This is a genomic window from Aquimarina litoralis, from assembly GCF_019295435.1.
GTDB classification, from domain to species: domain Bacteria; phylum Bacteroidota; class Bacteroidia; order Flavobacteriales; family Flavobacteriaceae; genus Aquimarina; species Aquimarina litoralis_A.
On sequence record NZ_WEKL01000115.1, the window covers coordinates 1 to 18,786 of the forward strand.

Sequence of the window (18,786 nt, forward strand, 5' to 3'; positions counted from 1 at the left end):
GTTTTTAAAGGAAGTATTTCACGTTTATGTCCTTCTCTTTTCATTCCTGATTTTTCCAACACTTTTACCGAACCGATATTGGCAATAGCACAGCCCGCTTCCACTCTATGTAGTTCTATTTTTTGAAAACTAAATTTCAAAACTTCCTTTACCGCTTCTGTTGCGTAGCCATTTCCCCAAAACTTTGGATCTAATTTGTACCAAAGCGTACCTATTTTATATTTAGAATTCCCGATAATTAATGAGATTAATCCAACAAAGTCGTTTGAAACTTTTAATCGAATTGCAAATACAAACTCTTTTCTTAACTCGTAATTATCGATCCATTCATCTAGATATACTTGAGTAACTTCTTTATTGGTTGGAATTCCCAAAGCGTTGTATTGATCTACCTCTGGAATCGTAAGTAATTGATGAACATTTTCTAAATCTGACCCTTCAACAACTTTAAGTTCTAACCTATCTGTAACAAAATGCAACGTTTTCAATTATAAGATTTAATTTTTTGAATGATTATTTAATATATAGGCTTTGATAAATTTCTTAAAAGTTATTAACATTTAACGCACTTAAACCAAAACTTTAACTCTTTATCGATAAAAACAATCACAATAAGACTTAACAAATATTAAAATGTAATACAAAACTTACTTTTTAACAATTTCATAATACTAAAATACTGGTTTCAAACAATTTACACATTATTCACAGCATATTTATTATTAAATTAGTATGGTATTAAAACAACGTCATATTATTTAATCAAAACCCCAAAACACTTATTTAAAATATGAAAGCCGCCCCAGCTTATCTCATGTTGACATTTATTTTTTCAACAAGTTTACTGTTTTCTCAACAAAATGTTTCTAAAAATAGTAAAGTGCCCCCAAAAGATTTCAAATTAGAAGTCTTTCAAAAGAACTCTAAATCAGAGGAAAATAAAAATACAAATTCCAAAACAATGAATACAAAAGTATTCACCAACCATTCAAAACTCGATAGACCTAAAATCATTTTAGAAGTTTCTGAGAATAATGAAAATTCTGTACCAAGAACTACTTTAGATTTTTTCTAATTTATTTAAATATAACAACTCTGGGAACGTCTATTTTGTTCCCTAAAAGAGAAGCTCCTGATATTTCGCATCTTATATTGGGAGCTTCTTACTTTTTAAATCCGCTGTATTATCACACTATAAACCTCATCTAAACAACCAGTTATCATAAAAAGTTATTAACAATAATTTTATTTTGTTAATATTACTGTTTTCTTACAAAGCCTTATTAGCAGTACTTTTCCTACAAATAAAAACGGTTAACCCGTAGTTATTAACAACTAAAAATTAAATTAAAAACCTAAAAAACACGATTAAATACGTTTTTTAACAAAATATTTTATAATTTAAAAGGAAATAACTTACAATTTACCCCAAATTATATATTATGATCAAAAATTACCTACCCCTATTATGCTTTATTTTTATTTTACTACCCTATAATTCTTTTTGTCAGGAGGATTATGAACACATTAAAAGTCCTATTATAAGTAGTACAACATTGAAAGCAAACACAACTTATATTGTTTCTAATGAAATTCTTATCACTAATAACGCTACTCTTACAATAGAAGAAGGCGTTACCTTAAAGAATCCAGAAAATCATGAAGTAATTATTAGTATTGAAAACGGCTCCAGAGTAATTGCGTCAGGTTCTTACGATAATCCGATTCTTGCTTCTACAAATTCATCAGAAAAACCTATAATAGTCATGAAATCATCTCGTCAGAAGGCTGACAACTCTGTTGTAGACAATTTCTTCTATTATAAATCAATTGAAAATCCGACCATATTAATGAGTTCTAAATCTAACTCTTATAATAATATATCTAGTGTACAGGGCGACTTTTAATTAGGATATAGATAGATAGTAGCCCAAACCGCTTGTTGATGACAAGCGGTTTTTTGTTTTAAAAACTTACTCCTAATCCAAAGGTAAATCGCAAACCATCATCACTATGAAAAAGATTAAATTGTCCTGCGATTGCATTGACCGCATTGATCCAAAAACCACCACCAATAGAGTCATGCCAAATATCTGAATCTTCTCCATCGAACCATACTCTACCGACATCATATCCTCCAAAAACACCTAATTGTAGTGGTAACAAACCTGTTTTAAACTTATTAAAACTATATCTTAAATCACCACTAAAAGCTAAAGCTTTATCTCCTGTAAAACGTTCTTCTCTAAATCCTCTTAAACTGTTAATTCCTCCTAAAGTAGCAGCTTGATAGAATTCAAAACCATCTCCGATCATAAAGCCTGCTTGTACATCAGTTTTAAGGACTAATTTTCTATTTTTAGTAATCGCATTATAAAATCCTAATTTTGGGTTTACATATCCAAATGTTCTATCGCTATCATCTAAATTCATTTTAGATCCGGCTTTTAATTCAAACAACATCCCACGTGTAGGGTTAGCAGGTACATCAAAACTTTTATACGCATAACTTAAGTCTAAACCTGCAAAAAACTTTCTTTCAAAAAAATCACTATCTGCAGTTACCAAACCAAGTCCTGAAGTAATAAATCTTCCAGCAGAATCTTGTACTTCAACACCTTCATAAGATCCAGTAATGGTAAATTCACTTCCGTAAAATCCTTTTTTTGAAACACCTAGATTAAGACCCCAGATTCCTGTTTTTACTCTATTAAAGTCCAATCCTAAGTCATCATCTAAGTTGACTGTATTATTTCCAAAACCAAAAAAGTTCTGAGCAAAATTCTCACTTGTATACTTACCCCCTATTCGTAAATTCCAATTGCCTACAGCATTTACAAATTCTCCGCCATAAGAAATGTCATATCCCTCAGTGGCAAAATAATATGCCGCTTTAAACGTGTGCTTACTTTGATACGGATTGTTATTAAACCCTCTAACAGTATAAACATCTGTAAGATTAATATTTACCCCATCATCTGGATTAAATCCTATTAATGGAGTTAATGTATTCGTTTTATCTATATACTTATTATAATCATAGGTATTGTGGTTGTAATTATTACTAAAAATAAATTTTGCTCCACCCTTTTTCTTTACTGTATTTGGTTTTGATTTATGGTCATACACACGTATTTGTCGTCCATTTTCTATCGTATACACATCATTATTTTGTCCTCCAACTATACGCGTGTATATAGGATTTTTTCCTTTTCCGGTCACTATAAATTCATCATCATCATCTAATCCGTATATCCATATTTCTTTAGTTTCCTTAGAAAAAATTGTTCGCTCATAATAAGGTGGCTGCGGAACATTATCCTTTATTCTCGAGATTTTTACCGTCGTTTGATGATCACCTCTGATAATTTCAAACCGGTCATCCTTATCAGTACCTCTTATAATGACTTGTTTAGACAGGTAGTCGTAATATCTACCTGCAATATCTTTAACATCGTCTCTTCTTTTTTTAAGGTATCTTTTTATTCTTTCTGCAGTAGCATCCTGAAGTTCGGCAGGCAAGTTCTTAAATGCTTTATCAATTGCCTCATCACTAAGGTTCTTGTTTATATATTCAGCTTGTTCTAGCCATATTTTTTTATCAGACTTTTGTGCAAAAGTTCTGTCCAATCGAATACCGGATTCATTGATCCATCTAATATTTTTCAATTCTTCATCATACACTTGAAACTTTCTTGTGAGAGGAACTATGAATTTTATAACATCTAATAAACCTCCGTCATAATTTGAAAACACTTGATCCCTATCTTTTGGTATTGGGCGATACATTTTCTTGTCTTTTGAATCAAACCTTGACCATCTCCATTGGTCTGAATGTCTGTCCCAATCCCCCAAAATCATATCAAATAATCTTGTCCTTATATAATGAGCTTCGTCCATCTGATATTCTTCATCCTTTCTTAAGTTTTTGAGTAAATCATCGGTGCCTTCAATATCGTCAGGTTTTCCAAATGAAGCCAGATCTTTATGTTCTTTGCCTGGTCTTTCTTCCAGAAAATACATTTCATCACCAAAATCTTTATTATAAGCTCCTAAAGCTGGATGTTTTGGCATATAATACACTTTAGAATTCGCATGATATACCCCAATTGCGTCGGCTAATCCTCCAACAACCAAAAATGCATAAGGATAACTCGAAGTATAAAAATCTGATAATAATTCTTCTGTAAAAGTATCGTCAAAATCATCTTCAAGATAGGTATCATTAAAAACTCCTTTTTGCAAAAATTGGGTTACACTCTTTCTCATAGCTCTCAAACTATATCGCTTTCCAGTGCTATCTACCAACCGTAATGATCTTGTTACCTGACCACCACCTCTTCTATCGATACTAAAACCTCCTAAAAGTGTGTCTAAAGTTACTATCGGAATTTTAATGTCGGTACTGTATACTTTTCTGTAATGGTCTCCCCATAAAGATTGAAAAAACTTGGACTTGGAAGTCTCCTCTTTATTATAAATAGCATTAGAAATTTCACTATCAAAAGAATTTCCCAAATTACCGCTATCATATGGTTCAGGTTTTTCGTGTACTTTGGTTTGATATACTAAAGTTGCTTCGTCATTTTCGTTCCCATAGAATCTTACATTAGAAGACCCATCTTTGTATATATCTAATATTGCAAAACCTTGTTTTGGATATGAAAATGTGCCATCTTTTCCTAAGGAAGCTGCAGAATTCTTAGAAGCAGAGCCTGAAACAATTTGTTTTAACCCTTCGCTATAGATGTANTGCAGAGAATGTTCATGACCAGATGCAAAAATTATTCGCTCATTATCTTTAGCCATTGTAGATATACGTCTCATCAATTTGTTATAACTCTGATTATATCTGTCTTGAGGAGATATCCCTCCTTGTGATCTTATCTGCGTTACTAGAGACCCTAAAACTGGTAGTGGTATTTTCTTTTTAGAAGGAAAAATATGACTTTTAAAATTATATTTTCCTCCATGCGGTCCGTTGGTAAACATTGGATGATGCATTGCTACCAAAACTGTTTTCCCATTATGTTTTTTTAGTTCACCTTGAATTTCGCTTAAAAACTTATCCCTTGTTTTTATTTCGCAATTATCATTAATTGTGGGGTTTTTATTCCAATCAGAAAGATACCATTGCGTATCTAAAATAATTAACTGTATTGTATTGCTTATTTCTATACTTTCTATTGGGCAACCTTTCGAAGGTAAAAATGCTTTTTTACGATCTATCTTTTTTCTTATATATTTTTCCTGTCTTCTCAATCCCTTAACACCATCATTATACCAATCATGATTACCAGGAATAAATACAACTTCACCATCAAAAGATTTTACTGCGTCAATTTGGGCATCTATTCGATGTTCAGACAACTTTCTTTCGGGATCATCTTTCTCGGGCATTCCTTTCTGATAGATATTATCACCTAAATAAATGAGATAATCATCTTTGGTATTTTCTTTTTCTATAATTTTCTTGAGAGCCTCTAGTCCAAGCGTACTTTTACCTAATTCAGCATTTCCAGCATCACCAACTAAATAGAATGTTTTTTCTATTTCTTTTTCAGGTAATTTTTCGGGAAAATTTTCGTCTAAATATTGAGGAGAATACGTTGCGCAAGAGTTTAATAATAATAAGCCAATGATTAAGAACGTTTGTATATTTTTATTCATAGTGGAGTACATTCATTTTTTTTAATTATTTTGGTTATTGAAAAATTATAATATGGACACATTAGTTGAAAAAACTGATAATTTTGTTTCTGAACTTTTTACAAAAAAACTTCCTGAAACTTGTATCTATCACAATTATACTCATACCAAAAGAGTATTTAAAAGTACAAAAGAAATAATTGACAATACTAGTATTTCGGAAGAAGATACGTACATATTATTATTAACCGCGTTATTACATGACACTGGTTATTCGGAAAGCCTTGATAATCATGAAGAACACAGTGTTCGTATTTCTAGTGAATTTTTAAAAGATCAAAACGTATCTCAAGAAATAATTGATAAGGTCTCTGAATTAATCATGGCTACTAAAATGGATTACCAGCCAACAAATTTGCTGGAAGAAATTATTAGAGATGCAGATGCTTCTCATTTAGCCAAAGGATATTTTCAAGAAACAAGTGATTTCTTAAGACAAGAGTTCGAACACCACCATAAAGAAAAATATAGTACTAGTGATTGGTTAAAAATTAATATCGACTTTCTAAAAAACAAACACGAATACTATACCGAATACGCCATTAAAAATTGGCAACCAAAAAAAGAAGCACATCTTCTCGAAATAATGAATGAACAAGCTGTATTAAAGAAAAAGAAGAAAAAAGAAAAGCTAAAAAAACTTGTTAAAGAAGAAAGCCCAGAAAAAGGGATTCAAACACTGTTTAGAGTTACTTTAAGAAATCATTTAAAATTAAGTGATATTGCAGATACCAAAGCCAATATCCTTTTATCTGTAAATGCAATTATTATATCCCTAGCGTTATCAAATCTTATCCCAAAACTTGATAATCCATCTAATCAATATCTAATTTATCCTACACTTATATTTATAGTATTCAGTATCATTTCAATGCTATTATCAGTACTTGCCACGCGACCAAATGTTACTGGTGGCGAGTTTACTCGAAAAGAAATTGAAGAGAAAAAAGTAAATCTTTTATTCTTTGGTAATTTTCATAAAATGCCATTAGATGAGTACAAATGGGCTATGCATGAGTTAATGGATGATAAGGAATATATTTATGATACAATGATCAAAGATTTATATTTCTTAGGAAAAGTTCTTCATAAAAAATACAAGATATTAAGAATAACCTATACAGTATTCATGATAGGGTTTATTACTTCTTCGATTTCTTTTGTAATAGCATTTAACACCTTACAATAATAAATAATGAAGAAGAAAAAGTAAGTATTATTTATTGATCTCCTTCATTAAGTCTTCATAGGTATAATATTCTTTATCCTCTTTACTTTTATTGTAAAGAATATTTACACGTAAAGCTTTTAAACCTGTTACTCCTTGTAGATCGTCTAGTTCAACAATCTCGATATCATCTTCTAAATAATTTTTAGACTGAAGGAAGTTAATATACTTTATATATTCTTGTTCATCACTTCTTTGAGAATACACTACTACTAATTTACCCTTCTCCGTAATTCGTTGATTGGTTCCCTTAATATATGCCTTGTCTACTCGTTTTTTCACTACTTCATAACGTGCATTATAAGTACCATCTACATCAAATCGTTTTTCATCCATTCTAAACCTAACAGATAAAGAGGCATTAAACACTAATACCATGGAAGCTACGTCTAAAGGAACAGGCAGATCTTGTTTTAATTGGTAATACTCATTTTCCATTTCACACATTACCTGCAACTGCCATAGTCTCAAATTGTAAAGGTAAATCTTATTAAAGCTATCCTGTTTAGTAATCGATTCTCCGATATACATATTATGTTCTACACCATCTGTTTTAAATCTTTCAAAATAGTGCGGATACATTTTTTGTGCTTCCACTTGTTTCTGATCCAGTAATGCAGCCATTTTCTTATTGATCAACATTACAGATTCATCATAAGCTTTTCTATGCTTATAAAGCATTTTTGTATTCTTATCAAGTGAATTATTATACTGATTAATCAAACCTTCAAGTTCTACATTTGTACCTTTTAAATGCTTAAATAAAGGTTTTATCTCATTCTTTATAAAATTGAGAATTTTCTGTTCTGTATCTACTTGTAATTGATTCGAAACAGAATTAATATAATTATTGATTCTAAACTTTATCTGATCATAAATAGGAAGAGAATCTATTTCAATAACCTTATTAATTACTTTAGAAATTGCTTTCAATTGTAATACTAAATCTTTTTGCACGGATCCATTTCGTGCTTCTGATGAGCCTTTGATATCAATTTGTCCAAATAAAGGGTAGACATTATCAAAAACAACCTCTCTAAATGAGGTAGGGTTCTCCTCTACTCTCGCTAGGATAAAACGTTTTGCTTCTTGTCTAAACTTCCAGTATACACTTGGATGAATGGAAGTACATTCTTGTTGTATTACTAACTCTAATTCATCTTCAGCTTTAGCCTTGGATCTTAGTACAGAATCCACTAAATAAGGCATGATATCCTGAAGTTTATTAGCGTTAATACTATTCAATTCTCTACTATTAGGAGATACAATTTCCAATACTCCTAATAATTTACCATTATCCTCGATAGGTGCAATAATTGCACTTTTTATATTTTGTTTAGCAAGATTAGCATACATCAATTCATCAGGGTATGCTTCATGTGTTTTTTGAACATTAGAAATCGCGAACGCTTCTGATTTTTCAAATAAACTATGATACGTTCCTTTACATAGTGAAGTTTCACAACAATCAGAAAATTTATCATGCAAAACGTAGCTTCCTATCGTTTTAAATGGAACTCGTTCAAGTACACGCTCTTCTTCATTATAATTAGAAAAACCTACTTTGATTTCGGGAAGATTAAAGATCCCTCTAAATATATTCTCGAAAGTACCAATAAAATCTCCTTGAGTTTTATCATATTTCAACAGGCTAGTTTTGAATTCTGATAAAGAAACATCGGCAGTAGCGTCAAATAAATTTGCGATAACTATACCTTTAAAAACCCAACTATTTGGAGGAAATTTTTCTTTCCAGATATCTACATTGTCAAAATTATCTATTAAAACAGCAACATCTTCTTCAGTTATTTCAATGGCTTTGTCCGTTTTTTCAATTTGAATAAAATCTCCATTATAAAGGATTCTATAATGACGCATTATACCAGAAGCGTCAGGAATATCATAAAAAAATGGTCTTCGAAAATCAATCTTATAACCGTAATATTGACCTAATATAATGCTACATCCCATGATGAAGTAATGATCTTCACTCAAATTTTTGATTTGTGGTTCAAAATCGTAACCAGCAGCATTCACAATATTTTTGTAACGTTCGGTAGATTTTAAAACAGTATTATGAAACGGAATTGTAGCTATTTTAATTTCGTTTTTCTGTAAGATTTGAGCAAAGGAATCTTCGAGAACAATCTCTATTTGAGGTAATAATTCCTGAACTCTCTCTTCTGATGTAATTCCATCTTCTAACTCAGGATATTCTTCAGCGATTTTTAAAACACTTTTCGCTCGATCACGAAGTAATGCGTTATCACTTTTCAAAAATTCTCTATACTGATCAAAGAACAAAGAGAAGCTTATCCTAATATCCAAAGGGAATTCGTGCTCTAGTACTTTCATAACAGCTTATTTACGGTGGTTTAACAAAAATAATACAAAACTAGTTCACTTGATCATAGTATTAACAATAAATTAAATCAATAGTAAAAAAGTTCTTCTATAGCTAAAGACGAATAATACCATTTGCATTTGGACATAAAGCCAAAAAAATCTTCATTTTATCAATTATACCCCTAGTGATCTATTCTCATTAGACTTCAAAAAGACACTTTTTGTTACACTTCGTTAAACTTTATTTCCATTTTTCAAGAAGCTATCGATAAAAATTAACATTTACTGATATTTAAAAGTTAATTTTTGGGGTATAAAGGTCATATTATATATTTTTACGAATCTAAAAATAAATTAGAATGAAAAAATTAGTATTGCTAGGACTTTTGGCGTTATCTGTAGCTTGTCAAAAAGAGGAAGTAGGATATTCAATCACTGCAGAAACTGAGGGATTTGATGATGGAGTAACAGTATATGTGAACGCAATAAATCGATCCAATCGTCCTTCAATAATCGATTCTACAACAATCCAAAATGGTAAGTTTAAAATTGCTTTGCCAGTAGTAGAAGACAATGACTTTAATTATTTAACTTTTAAAGGAATTCCAAATAACGTACTGTATTTAGCAGAAAACAATCCGATAAAAATGACTATCTATAAAGATAGTTTACGATCATCGGTAATTAAAGGAGGTCCTGAAAATCAGTTATTCTTTAGTTATCTTAAAAAAATGACCGATTACGGTAAACAAAGACAAGAATTAAGTAATCAATATCAAATAGCTTCAAAACTAAAGGAAACAGAAAAAGCTATAAGATTATCAAAACAAATTGAGCAAATACGAGTTGACGAAAACCGATATCGACAGGAAACTGCTGAAAAGAATCCAAATTCTCTAGTTGCGGTAATGGCTCTTACTGATCTTCTTAATCTAAAAGCAGCACCAGCAAAACAAGTGAAAAAAATCTATGCTTCTATTGAAGATACTCTTAAAACATCTCGATTGGGTAAAAATCTGGATCGTCTAATCACTGTTTCTATTGGTAAGATCGATATTGGAAGTGAAGCTGAAGATTTTTCTGCTCCTAATCCTGAAGGCAAAATGCTTTCGCTAAAAGAATCAATGGGTAAAATAACCATTATTGACTTTTGGGCTTCTTGGTGTAAACCTTGTAGAGCTGAGAATCCTAATGTAGTACGAGTATATAATAAATATCACGACAAAGGACTTAATATAATTGGAGTTTCTTTAGATAGAAAAAAGGATCATTGGACAACTGCAATTGATCAGGACAACTTAGAATGGAATCATGTTTCGCACTTAAAATTTTGGCAAGATCCAATAGCAAAAGCTTACGGAGTACGTTCAATACCTGCTACTTTCATTATTGATGAAAAAGGAAATGTAATTGCTAAAAACTTAAGAGGTCCTGCTTTAGAGACTAAAATCTCTGAATTACTGGGAGAAAGTTCATTGTAATTTTAAAAATCTAAATAGTATAAAAAAACGACTTTTTAAGTCGTTTTTTTGTTTTATAATTTTCCTAAACGTTGCATTACGAATAATATAATAATCGGAATTGCCAACAATCCGATCATAAGTGGGTTCTCTTTAAATAAATAAGGTGCCATAATTAGTGTCACTACATATCCACCAACCGCTCCTCCAAAATGTGCATCATGTCCTATATTACCTATTCTACTTTTCATTCCATAAATTGAATACAAAAGATATCCAACACCAAAAACATAGGCTGGAATGGGAATAGGTATAAACATTAGATATAAATCCATGCCAGGTTGAAATAATATTCCGGAAAATATAATTCCAGAAACCGCACCACTAGCTCCTACTGCACTATAATGATATTCATCTTTATGAAAAAGAAGTGAAAAAAGATTTCCCACTATCAAACTACAGAAATAAATCACCAGGAACTTTACATTACCAGCAGAATTAATCACTACAGGCGCAAAAAAATACAACGTCAACATATTGAAAAACAAATGCATCTCATCTACATGCAAAAACCCTGAAGTTAACATACGAATCTGTTCTCCTCTTCGTATGCCTCCAATATTAAATTTATAACGTTCTAAAAATGAAAAGTCCTTTAGTCCTTTTAAAGATACAATTACATTAACAGCGATAATAACAATTAAAACTATATCAATATTCAGCATATACAATTTTTTGTGGATCAAATATAGTACTTATTTACAGCTAAAAACTAAGACCTTTTAGCAATAATAAAATCGTTTTTAAAGTTTCTTAACGTTTAGTTAAAATAGATTACCTTTAGCACCTTAAAAAAAATTCTATGCAATTAGCAATTTATTGTCTGGTTTATCCAATACTATGGGTAATATCTAAATTACCATGGCGTATATTTTATTTCTTTTCTACATGTATATACGTTTTAGTATACTATATCATTGGGTATAGACGAAAAACCGTGACTGAAAATTTACAACTAGCTTTTCCAGAAAAAGATAAGAATGAAATTAATAGGATCAGAAAAGCTTCTTATAAACATATGTGTGATATGTTTTTAGAAATGATTCGTTCTTTATCTATAAGTGAAAAGGAAATAGTAGAACGTTTCCATATTACTAATTTAGATGCTATAGTAACCTTAGAAAATAAAAACAGAAGCATTATTACGATGATGGGGCATTACAATAGTTATGAATGGACTAATTCTATCGACTTGATAAGTAAATTTAGATGCGTAGGAATATATAAACCCATTAAAAATAAATATTTTGATCGGTTAGTTCATAGAATTAGAGGAAGGTTTGATGCCCGCTTGATTCCAAGTGCGAAGGTTTTTAGACAAATGACATTGGACCAAAGAAAAGAGAATCCTGAGTTAAGTTTATATGGTTTAATTTCTGATCAATCTCCTAAACTTACTCACGCCACATTCTGGACAGATTTTATGGGAATAAAAGTACCTGCTTTTGTAGGAGGAGAAGTTCTATCAAGAAGATTAGATCTTAGTATCTTTTATCTTCATGTTGAAAAGGTGAAAAGAGGATATTATGAAGCAACACTAGTTCCAATTTCTGAGGACCCAAAAAACGAAGAGGAGTATGCTATTACTAAAAAATTCATACGATTATTAGAGGCTCAAATTAGGCAAAAACCCGAGAACTATCTTTGGACTCATAAGCGATGGAAACATCGTAATGCAGAACCCATAAAAAATGCGGTGGTAAGCTAACTTTAACATTTGTTTATTTTAAGATTATTCTAAGATTTTTGGCTGCCAAATAGCTTTATATTTGTAAGCTTAATTAAACATAATGCAGTTATTCGTATATCTTTTGGTATATCCTTTTTTATGGATTATATCTAAACTCCCCTGGCGTTTGTTTTATGCTTTTTCTACATGCGTATACATTCTCATTTATCGAATTATTGGGTATCGGAAAAAAGCAGTAACGGAAAACCTTGTACTTGTTTTCCCAGAGAAATCTGATCAAGAAATTAAACGGATTAGAAAGGCTTTCTACAAGCATATGTGTGATATGTTTTTAGAAATGGTTAAATCTATTTCAATAAGTGATAAAGATCTACTAGAGCGTTTTAAAATCATTGATATAGAAACACTCAAAAACCTAGAATCCAAAAATAAAAGTATTGTAGTTTTAATGGCGCATTATGCCAGTTATGAATGGGCTACAGTTACACAATTATTAATTGATTTTCCAACCGTTGGTGTGTATAAGCAAATTAAAAACAAATACTTTGATAGATTGGTTCACAGAATACGGCAACGTTATGACGCTAGACTAATATCCAGCTACAATGCCATGAAAGAAATTACAAGAGATAAAGTAAATGGTAAACTTTGTTCTTATGCCTTTTTATCGGATCAATCGCCAAGTCTTGCCAAAGCTAGTTATTGGACCGATTTTATGGGAATCAAAGTTCCTACTCATGTTGGTGGTGCTGTTTTAGCCAAAAGACTTGATATGTCTGTTGCTTATCTTCATGTTGAAAAAATAAAACGAGGTTATTATCAAGCGAAGTTTATTCCAATCACAGAAAATGCCAAAAATTGTGAGGACTTCTATATTGTAAAAACATATCTGCGTATGGTAGAAGAGCAGATTAGAAAAGCACCAGAATATTACCTTTGGACACATAAGAGATGGAAACATCGCAACGCAGAAATTCCAAAAGAGGCAACCATAGATTAATCATTATGCTTCTCTGATGAAGATACCATCATAGAAGCATAAATGATTGATTCAATAATTTAGATCCCAGCTATTTCTTTTAGGGTATCGATAGTATCGTTTGCCAGTTTATCCGCTTTTTCCTGACTCAAAGCTTCTGTATAAATTCGAATAATAGGTTCTGTATTACTTTTTCTAAGATGCACCCAAGATTCACTAAAATCAACTTTTACTCCATCTACAGTACTTACTTCTTCCGTTTTATGCTTTTCATGAAATCCTTTAAGAATTTCATCCACATTCAATTCTGGAGTAAGTTGTACTTTATTCTTACTCATAAAATAAGACGGGTAGCTATTACGTAATTCACTAACACTGCATTTTTTTTCTGCTAAATGTGTCAAAAATAAAGCGACGCCTACTAGTGAATCTCTTCCATAATGTAATTCAGGATAAATGATTCCTCCATTTCCTTCTCCTCCAATAACCGCATTATTTGCTTTCATTTTAGTCACCACATTTACTTCTCCTACAGCACTAGCTTCATAGGTGCCATTGTGCTTTTCGGTAACATCTCTTAATGCTCTACTAGAAGATAAATTAGACACTGTATTTCCAGGAGTTTTACCAAGCACATAATCTGCACAGGCCACTAAGGTATATTCTTCTCCAAACATCTCTCCATCCTCACTCATAAACGCTAAACGATCTACATCTGGATCTACTGTAAGTCCAAAATGTGCCTTTTCTTTTACCACTAACTCAGATAAATCGGTAAGATGCTCTTTTAAGGGTTCTGGATTATGTGGAAAATGTCCATTTGGCTCACAATATAACTCAACGACCTCTACTCCCATCTTCTTTAATAATTTAGGGATAGCAATACCTCCAGTAGAATTAACCGCATCCACAACTACTTTAAAACCTGCTTGCTTTACAATTTTTGGATCTACTAAGGAAAGTTTCAGAACCTCATCAATATGCTTGTCGATATAAGTATCATTAGTAGTAATTGTACCTAGTTCATCAACTTCTGCAAAATCATACTCATCATTTTCTGCTATTTCTAGAATTTTCTTTCCATTCTCAGCGTTTAAAAATTCACCTTTATTATCTAACAATTTTAAAGCATTCCATTGCTTAGGATTATGACTAGCGGTAAGAATGATTCCTCCATCAGCATTTTCTAAAGGAACTGCTACTTCTACCGTAGGTGTTGTAGATAATCCCAAATCGATTACATGTATTCCTAATCCAACTAAACTATTCATAACTAGTTGCTGAATCATTGCCCCAGAAATACGAGCATCTCTCCCTACTACCACAGTTGGGTGTTCTTTATTCGTGGCACTTTTTAACCAGCTTCCATAAGCTGATGCAAATTTTACAGCATCTACAGGAGTTAAATTCTCTCCTACTTTTCCTCCGATAGTTCCACGAATACCCGAAATTGATTTGATTAGTGTCATAGTATTGATCGATTATTTTTTTTGTTTTTGGCAAATGTAAGCGCTTAAGGCGATTACCACAACTATAAAATTAAAGTTTACATAAAAACAACAACTACAATCTAAAAAATTGTAAATTGACCTAATGAATTTTTTAGCCCATATTTATCTTTCTGGAGATGATGATGAACTTAAAATAGGTAATTTTATTGCAGATTCAGTTAAAGGGAAAAAGTTTTCTCAATTTCCTGATCAGATCCGAAAAGGAATAACACTACATCGCAAAATTGACAGCTATACTGACAGTCATCCAATTGTAAGAGAAAGCATTTTAAGACTATTTCCAAAATATGGGCATTACAGCAGTGTGATTGTCGATATCTTATACGATCATTTTCTTGCAGCCTACTGGAATGAATTCTCTAACATACCTTTAGAAGAATATGTTGCTGACTTTTACAAGTTATTAGAAGAGTATTACGAAGTTCTCCCAAAACGAGTACAAGATTTTTTACCCTATATGTTTCGTGATAATTGGTTAGTAAGTTATGCCACTATTCCTGGTATTGGAAGAATTCTCTATCAAATGAATCATAGAACTAAAAATAGATCTAAGATGAACTTTGCTGTGATTGAATTAGAAAAATATTACAGTGAATTCGAGAAAGAATTCAGAGCGTTTTTTGAGGAGTTAGAGTTATTTACAAAAAATGAAATGCGAACCTTATGAAAACAATTTGGATAGTATGGTTTGCTGTATCATTGATTTCTTGTAATAAAACAAGCAATACTTCTACTCCTTATAAAATCTGCGATGATCAAATAGTAGCATCTACTAAGAATGGATATACTAAAAATTATTTCCCAAATTCTATAAATCTAGAAAGTATTGGGCATTATGTTGATGGTAAGAAAAATGGGTTTTGGAAGTTTTTCTATAGAAATGGGAAAATCAAAGCAGAAGGACATTACCAATACAATGTAAAACAAGGATACTGGAAAGAATATTACAAAAATGGAAATGTGAAGTCTGAAGGACATATCGATAATTGTAAGCCTTCTGGATATTGGAAATTCTACGATCAAAAAAATAATCTCATCAAAGAAACTAACTACTAATTAAAATTTATTGAATACCATGCGAGCTCTTTATTTATTGCTATTTATTTTCACTATATCATGCAAAACAAATCAAGAACAAATTCCTGTTCAGGAAGAAAAAAAACCTGTTCTTGGAGTTGTAGAAAAAAATGCAATGGTTGTTTCTGCTCGAGAAGAAGCATCTAAAATTGGTAAAGATATTCTTCAAAAAGGAGGTAATGTTTTTGACGCTATGGTGGCTACTGAAATGGCATTAGCTGTTGCTTACCCTTATGCGGGAAATCTTGGTGGTGGTGGTTTTATGGTATATCGGAAAGCAGATGGAGAAATTGGAGCCATTGATTATAGAGAAAAAGCACCATTGGCATCACATAAAGATATGTATCTGGATGAAAACGGAGACCCTATTCCAGAAAAAAGTCAATTAGGTGCTATGGCAGTTGGCGTGCCTGGTACAATCGCTGGCATATTTGAAGTACATAAAAAGTTTGGAACCTTACCTATTGGAGAACTTCTTACTCCCATAGCCGATTTAGCAGAAAACGGATATGTTATTACAGAAAAGCAAGCAAAAAGATTACAACATTATAAAGAACTATTTATAGAGACTAATAATGATACAATTCTGTATGCAAAAAATATTAAGGCTCTTGATACTCTAAAAAATACTGAGCTCGCCCAAACCCTTCGAAATATCATAAAAAATGGGAGAGATGAATTTTACAAAGGTAAAACAGGTCAAAAATTGGTAGATTATTTGCAATCAAAGGGAGGTATCATTACGATGGAAGACCTTAGCAAGTATGAAGCAAAATGGCGTAAACCTATTCAATTTAGCTATAAAGATTTAAATGTTATTTCCATGTCGCCTCCTTCTAGTGGTGGAATATGTCTAGCTCAAATCATGAAAATGATTGAACCTTATGATCTGAAAAGCTACGGCCATAATACTCTTAAATCAATTCAAGTGATTACTGAAGCAGAAAGACGGGCATACGCAGATCGAAGTTTTTACTTAGGAGATCCTGATTTTGTAAAAATTCCTGTGGATACATTAATCAGTGATTCTTATATAACCGATAGAATGAATACCTTTAATCCAAATAAAGCTACCTTATCTACAGATCTTAGCTATGGAAGTATTCCTGGATATGAAAGTAGTGAGACCACTCATTACTCTATTGTAGATCAATTTGGCAATGCTATATCTGTGACCACCACACTAAATGGCGCATATGGTTCTAAACTATATGTTCCTGAATTAGGGTTCTTTTTAAACAATGAAATGGATGATTTTAGTGCTAAACCAGGAACTCCGAATATGTTTGGATTACTAGGAGCAGAAGCCAATGCCATTGCTCCCGAAAAAAGAATGTTAAGTTCTATGACTCCTACTCTGGTAGAAAAGGATGGTAAATTATGGATGTCTGTGGGAACTCCAGGAGGATCCACAATCATTACTTCTGTGTTACAAACCATACTTAACGTAAAAGAACACGGTATGACCATGCAAGATGCGGTAAATGCACCGCGTTTTCATCATCAGTGGCTTCCAGATGTTGTGGTCTTTGAACCCAATTCATTTGACAAAAAAGTAATCGATAGTTTACAAGCCAAAGGATATACAACTAACGAGGAAGAAAGTCGAGTAATTGGCAAAGTAGATGGAATTTTAGTATTACCAAATGGAAACTTAGAAGGTGGAGCAGACAAACGTGGTGATGATACTGCAGTAGGATTTTAGATTGCATCAGATTTAAGGAAAAAGACTAGCAAAAAAGTATTTTTTTGATAGTATACCTATGCATAAATTCAAATCACAATCTTATCACAATCACCTGTAAATGTATGAATTAAGGACATTTGCAACATAATTACCAGCAATTGCAACATATTTTATAGTAGAGATTTAATGCTAACAATACCTTAGTGAAAGGATAATGAGTATCATTATTTTTTAACAGTATTCTTATACATTTTTTTAGAAAATAACATGAAAAATATAATTATGACAAAACCTCTACTTTCAAAAAGATACAAATTAACTTATAAAATCGGATTTCAAGAGAAACCTCTATACGCTTTATAAATAAGGTACGTTCTCATGCCACCAAATTTGTTATTAGCCTAACAATGCTATAAGTTATTCTAGTCCGAAGGACAAATCATTTTACTTTTCTCATTAACTCTTTCTTTCAAATAAAAGTCTAATTAATAATCAAACTTAACATTATGAAAAAATCTCTATTATTATTATTTTTTCTTGTAGGAGGTCTTAGTTGTGTAACCGCTCAATATGCTATCACTTATGATTCAGCGGATCCAGTTACGGTAGTTGCTGGACAATCTATCACTTTAAACTATACATACACGGCTTCTATGCCAGTAGCAGCTCAATTTCAAATTTTTGAAACCGATAATCAAGGTATTTTTGGAGGAATGACTGCTGTGGGAACAGCAGTAGCTGAGTTTCCAAATCTTCCGGCTGGAACTGATATGTCTGAAACCATAACACTAAATATACCAGCAGATTTCCCTTTAAGTTCTTCACTTTCCGGTACGGAATACAGAATTTTTGGTAAGCTATCATCTGCTGCTAATTCAGATGCTATGGATGATGTGACTTGGGATGCCGGTGGAGTATACCCATTAATAACAGTAACAACACCTCCTTATAGTATTAGTTATGATTCTGCTAATCCTGTGACCGTAGTTCAAGGAGAATCTATAACACTAAATTATACGTATACAGCTTCTATGGATGT

The 18,786-nt window shown here is 31.7% G+C and carries 15 protein-coding genes; 10 read left to right on the plus strand and 5 right to left on the minus strand.

Annotated elements, in window-relative coordinates; genetic code table 11:
- Nucleotides 1-488 (minus strand): GNAT family N-acetyltransferase (locus GBO31_RS26865; RefSeq protein ID WP_219011732.1); only part of this gene is annotated, 488 nt, incomplete at its 3' end.
- Nucleotides 489-790: 302 nt separating this feature from the next.
- Between GBO31_RS26865 and GBO31_RS26870 the strand changes: the two genes are divergently transcribed.
- Both GBO31_RS26870 and GBO31_RS26875 read left to right on the plus strand, forming a co-directional pair.
- Nucleotides 791-1,075, plus strand: a complete 285-nt coding sequence (locus GBO31_RS26870; protein WP_219011733.1) for a hypothetical protein — start codon at nucleotides 791-793, stop codon at nucleotides 1,073-1,075.
- A 367-nt stretch (nucleotides 1,076-1,442) separates the two neighbouring features.
- The gene (locus GBO31_RS26875) at nucleotides 1,443-1,907 is read left to right on the plus strand and encodes a hypothetical protein (protein ID WP_219011734.1); all 465 of its coding nucleotides are present in this window, start codon (nucleotides 1,443-1,445) and stop codon (nucleotides 1,905-1,907) included.
- A 58-nt stretch (nucleotides 1,908-1,965) separates the two neighbouring features.
- Here GBO31_RS26875 and GBO31_RS26880 read toward each other — a convergent pair whose 3' ends face one another.
- Nucleotides 1,966-5,682, minus strand: a complete 3,717-nt coding sequence (locus GBO31_RS26880) for a metallophosphoesterase (RefSeq protein WP_429725830.1) — start codon at nucleotides 5,680-5,682, stop codon at nucleotides 1,966-1,968.
- A 40-nt stretch (nucleotides 5,683-5,722) separates the two neighbouring features.
- Here GBO31_RS26880 and GBO31_RS26885 point away from each other — a divergent pair, with 40 nt between their 5' ends.
- Nucleotides 5,723-6,898 (plus strand): Pycsar system effector family protein, encoded by a 1,176-nt coding sequence (locus GBO31_RS26885; RefSeq protein WP_219011736.1) that lies wholly within the window; start codon nucleotides 5,723-5,725, stop codon nucleotides 6,896-6,898.
- 27 nt (nucleotides 6,899-6,925) lie between these two features.
- Here GBO31_RS26885 and GBO31_RS26890 read toward each other — a convergent pair whose 3' ends face one another.
- Complete coding sequence (locus tag GBO31_RS26890; RefSeq protein ID WP_219011737.1) at nucleotides 6,926-9,292, minus strand: GAF domain-containing protein; 2,367 nt, start codon at nucleotides 9,290-9,292, stop codon at nucleotides 6,926-6,928.
- 350 nt (nucleotides 9,293-9,642) lie between these two features.
- Here GBO31_RS26890 and GBO31_RS26895 point away from each other — a divergent pair, with 350 nt between their 5' ends.
- Nucleotides 9,643-10,764 (plus strand): TlpA disulfide reductase family protein, encoded by a 1,122-nt coding sequence (locus GBO31_RS26895; protein ID WP_246616008.1) that lies wholly within the window; start codon nucleotides 9,643-9,645, stop codon nucleotides 10,762-10,764.
- 53 nt (nucleotides 10,765-10,817) lie between these two features.
- Here GBO31_RS26895 and GBO31_RS26900 read toward each other — a convergent pair whose 3' ends face one another.
- Nucleotides 10,818-11,468, minus strand: a complete 651-nt coding sequence (locus GBO31_RS26900; protein ID WP_219011738.1) for a rhomboid family intramembrane serine protease — start codon at nucleotides 11,466-11,468, stop codon at nucleotides 10,818-10,820.
- A 137-nt stretch (nucleotides 11,469-11,605) separates the two neighbouring features.
- On the opposite strand from GBO31_RS26900, the gene GBO31_RS26905 reads away from it, so the two are divergent.
- Nucleotides 11,606-12,511, plus strand: a complete 906-nt coding sequence (locus tag GBO31_RS26905) for a lysophospholipid acyltransferase family protein (protein ID WP_219011739.1) — start codon at nucleotides 11,606-11,608, stop codon at nucleotides 12,509-12,511.
- An 82-nt stretch (nucleotides 12,512-12,593) separates the two neighbouring features.
- A complete protein-coding gene (locus GBO31_RS26910) occupies nucleotides 12,594-13,493 on the plus strand; it encodes a lysophospholipid acyltransferase family protein (protein ID WP_219011740.1) in 900 nt (299 codons plus the stop codon).
- 59 nt (nucleotides 13,494-13,552) lie between these two features.
- Here the strand turns inward: GBO31_RS26910 and glmM are convergent, their stop codons facing one another.
- Entirely contained in the window at nucleotides 13,553-14,941 is a 1,389-nt protein-coding gene (gene glmM, locus GBO31_RS26915; RefSeq protein WP_219011741.1) for a phosphoglucosamine mutase, read from the minus strand.
- A gap of 124 nt (nucleotides 14,942-15,065) precedes the next feature.
- Between glmM and GBO31_RS26920 the strand changes: the two genes are divergently transcribed.
- The 4 genes from GBO31_RS26920 to GBO31_RS26935 all read left to right on the plus strand — a co-directional run.
- Nucleotides 15,066-15,650: an ACP phosphodiesterase gene (locus tag GBO31_RS26920; protein WP_219011742.1), complete on the plus strand. Its 585-nt coding sequence runs from the start codon at nucleotides 15,066-15,068 to the stop codon at nucleotides 15,648-15,650.
- A complete protein-coding gene (locus tag GBO31_RS26925; RefSeq protein WP_219011743.1) occupies nucleotides 15,647-16,039 on the plus strand; it encodes a toxin-antitoxin system YwqK family antitoxin in 393 nt (130 codons plus the stop codon). The genes GBO31_RS26920 and GBO31_RS26925 overlap by 4 nt, the downstream gene beginning before the upstream one ends.
- Nucleotides 16,040-16,058: 19 nt before the next feature.
- Entirely contained in the window at nucleotides 16,059-17,765 is a 1,707-nt protein-coding gene (gene ggt / locus GBO31_RS26930) for a gamma-glutamyltransferase (RefSeq protein WP_219011744.1), read from the plus strand.
- Between the two features lie 488 nt (nucleotides 17,766-18,253).
- Nucleotides 18,254-18,786, plus strand: a 533-nt coding sequence (locus GBO31_RS26935) for a hypothetical protein (protein WP_219011745.1), incomplete at its 3' end; no start/stop codon positions are given.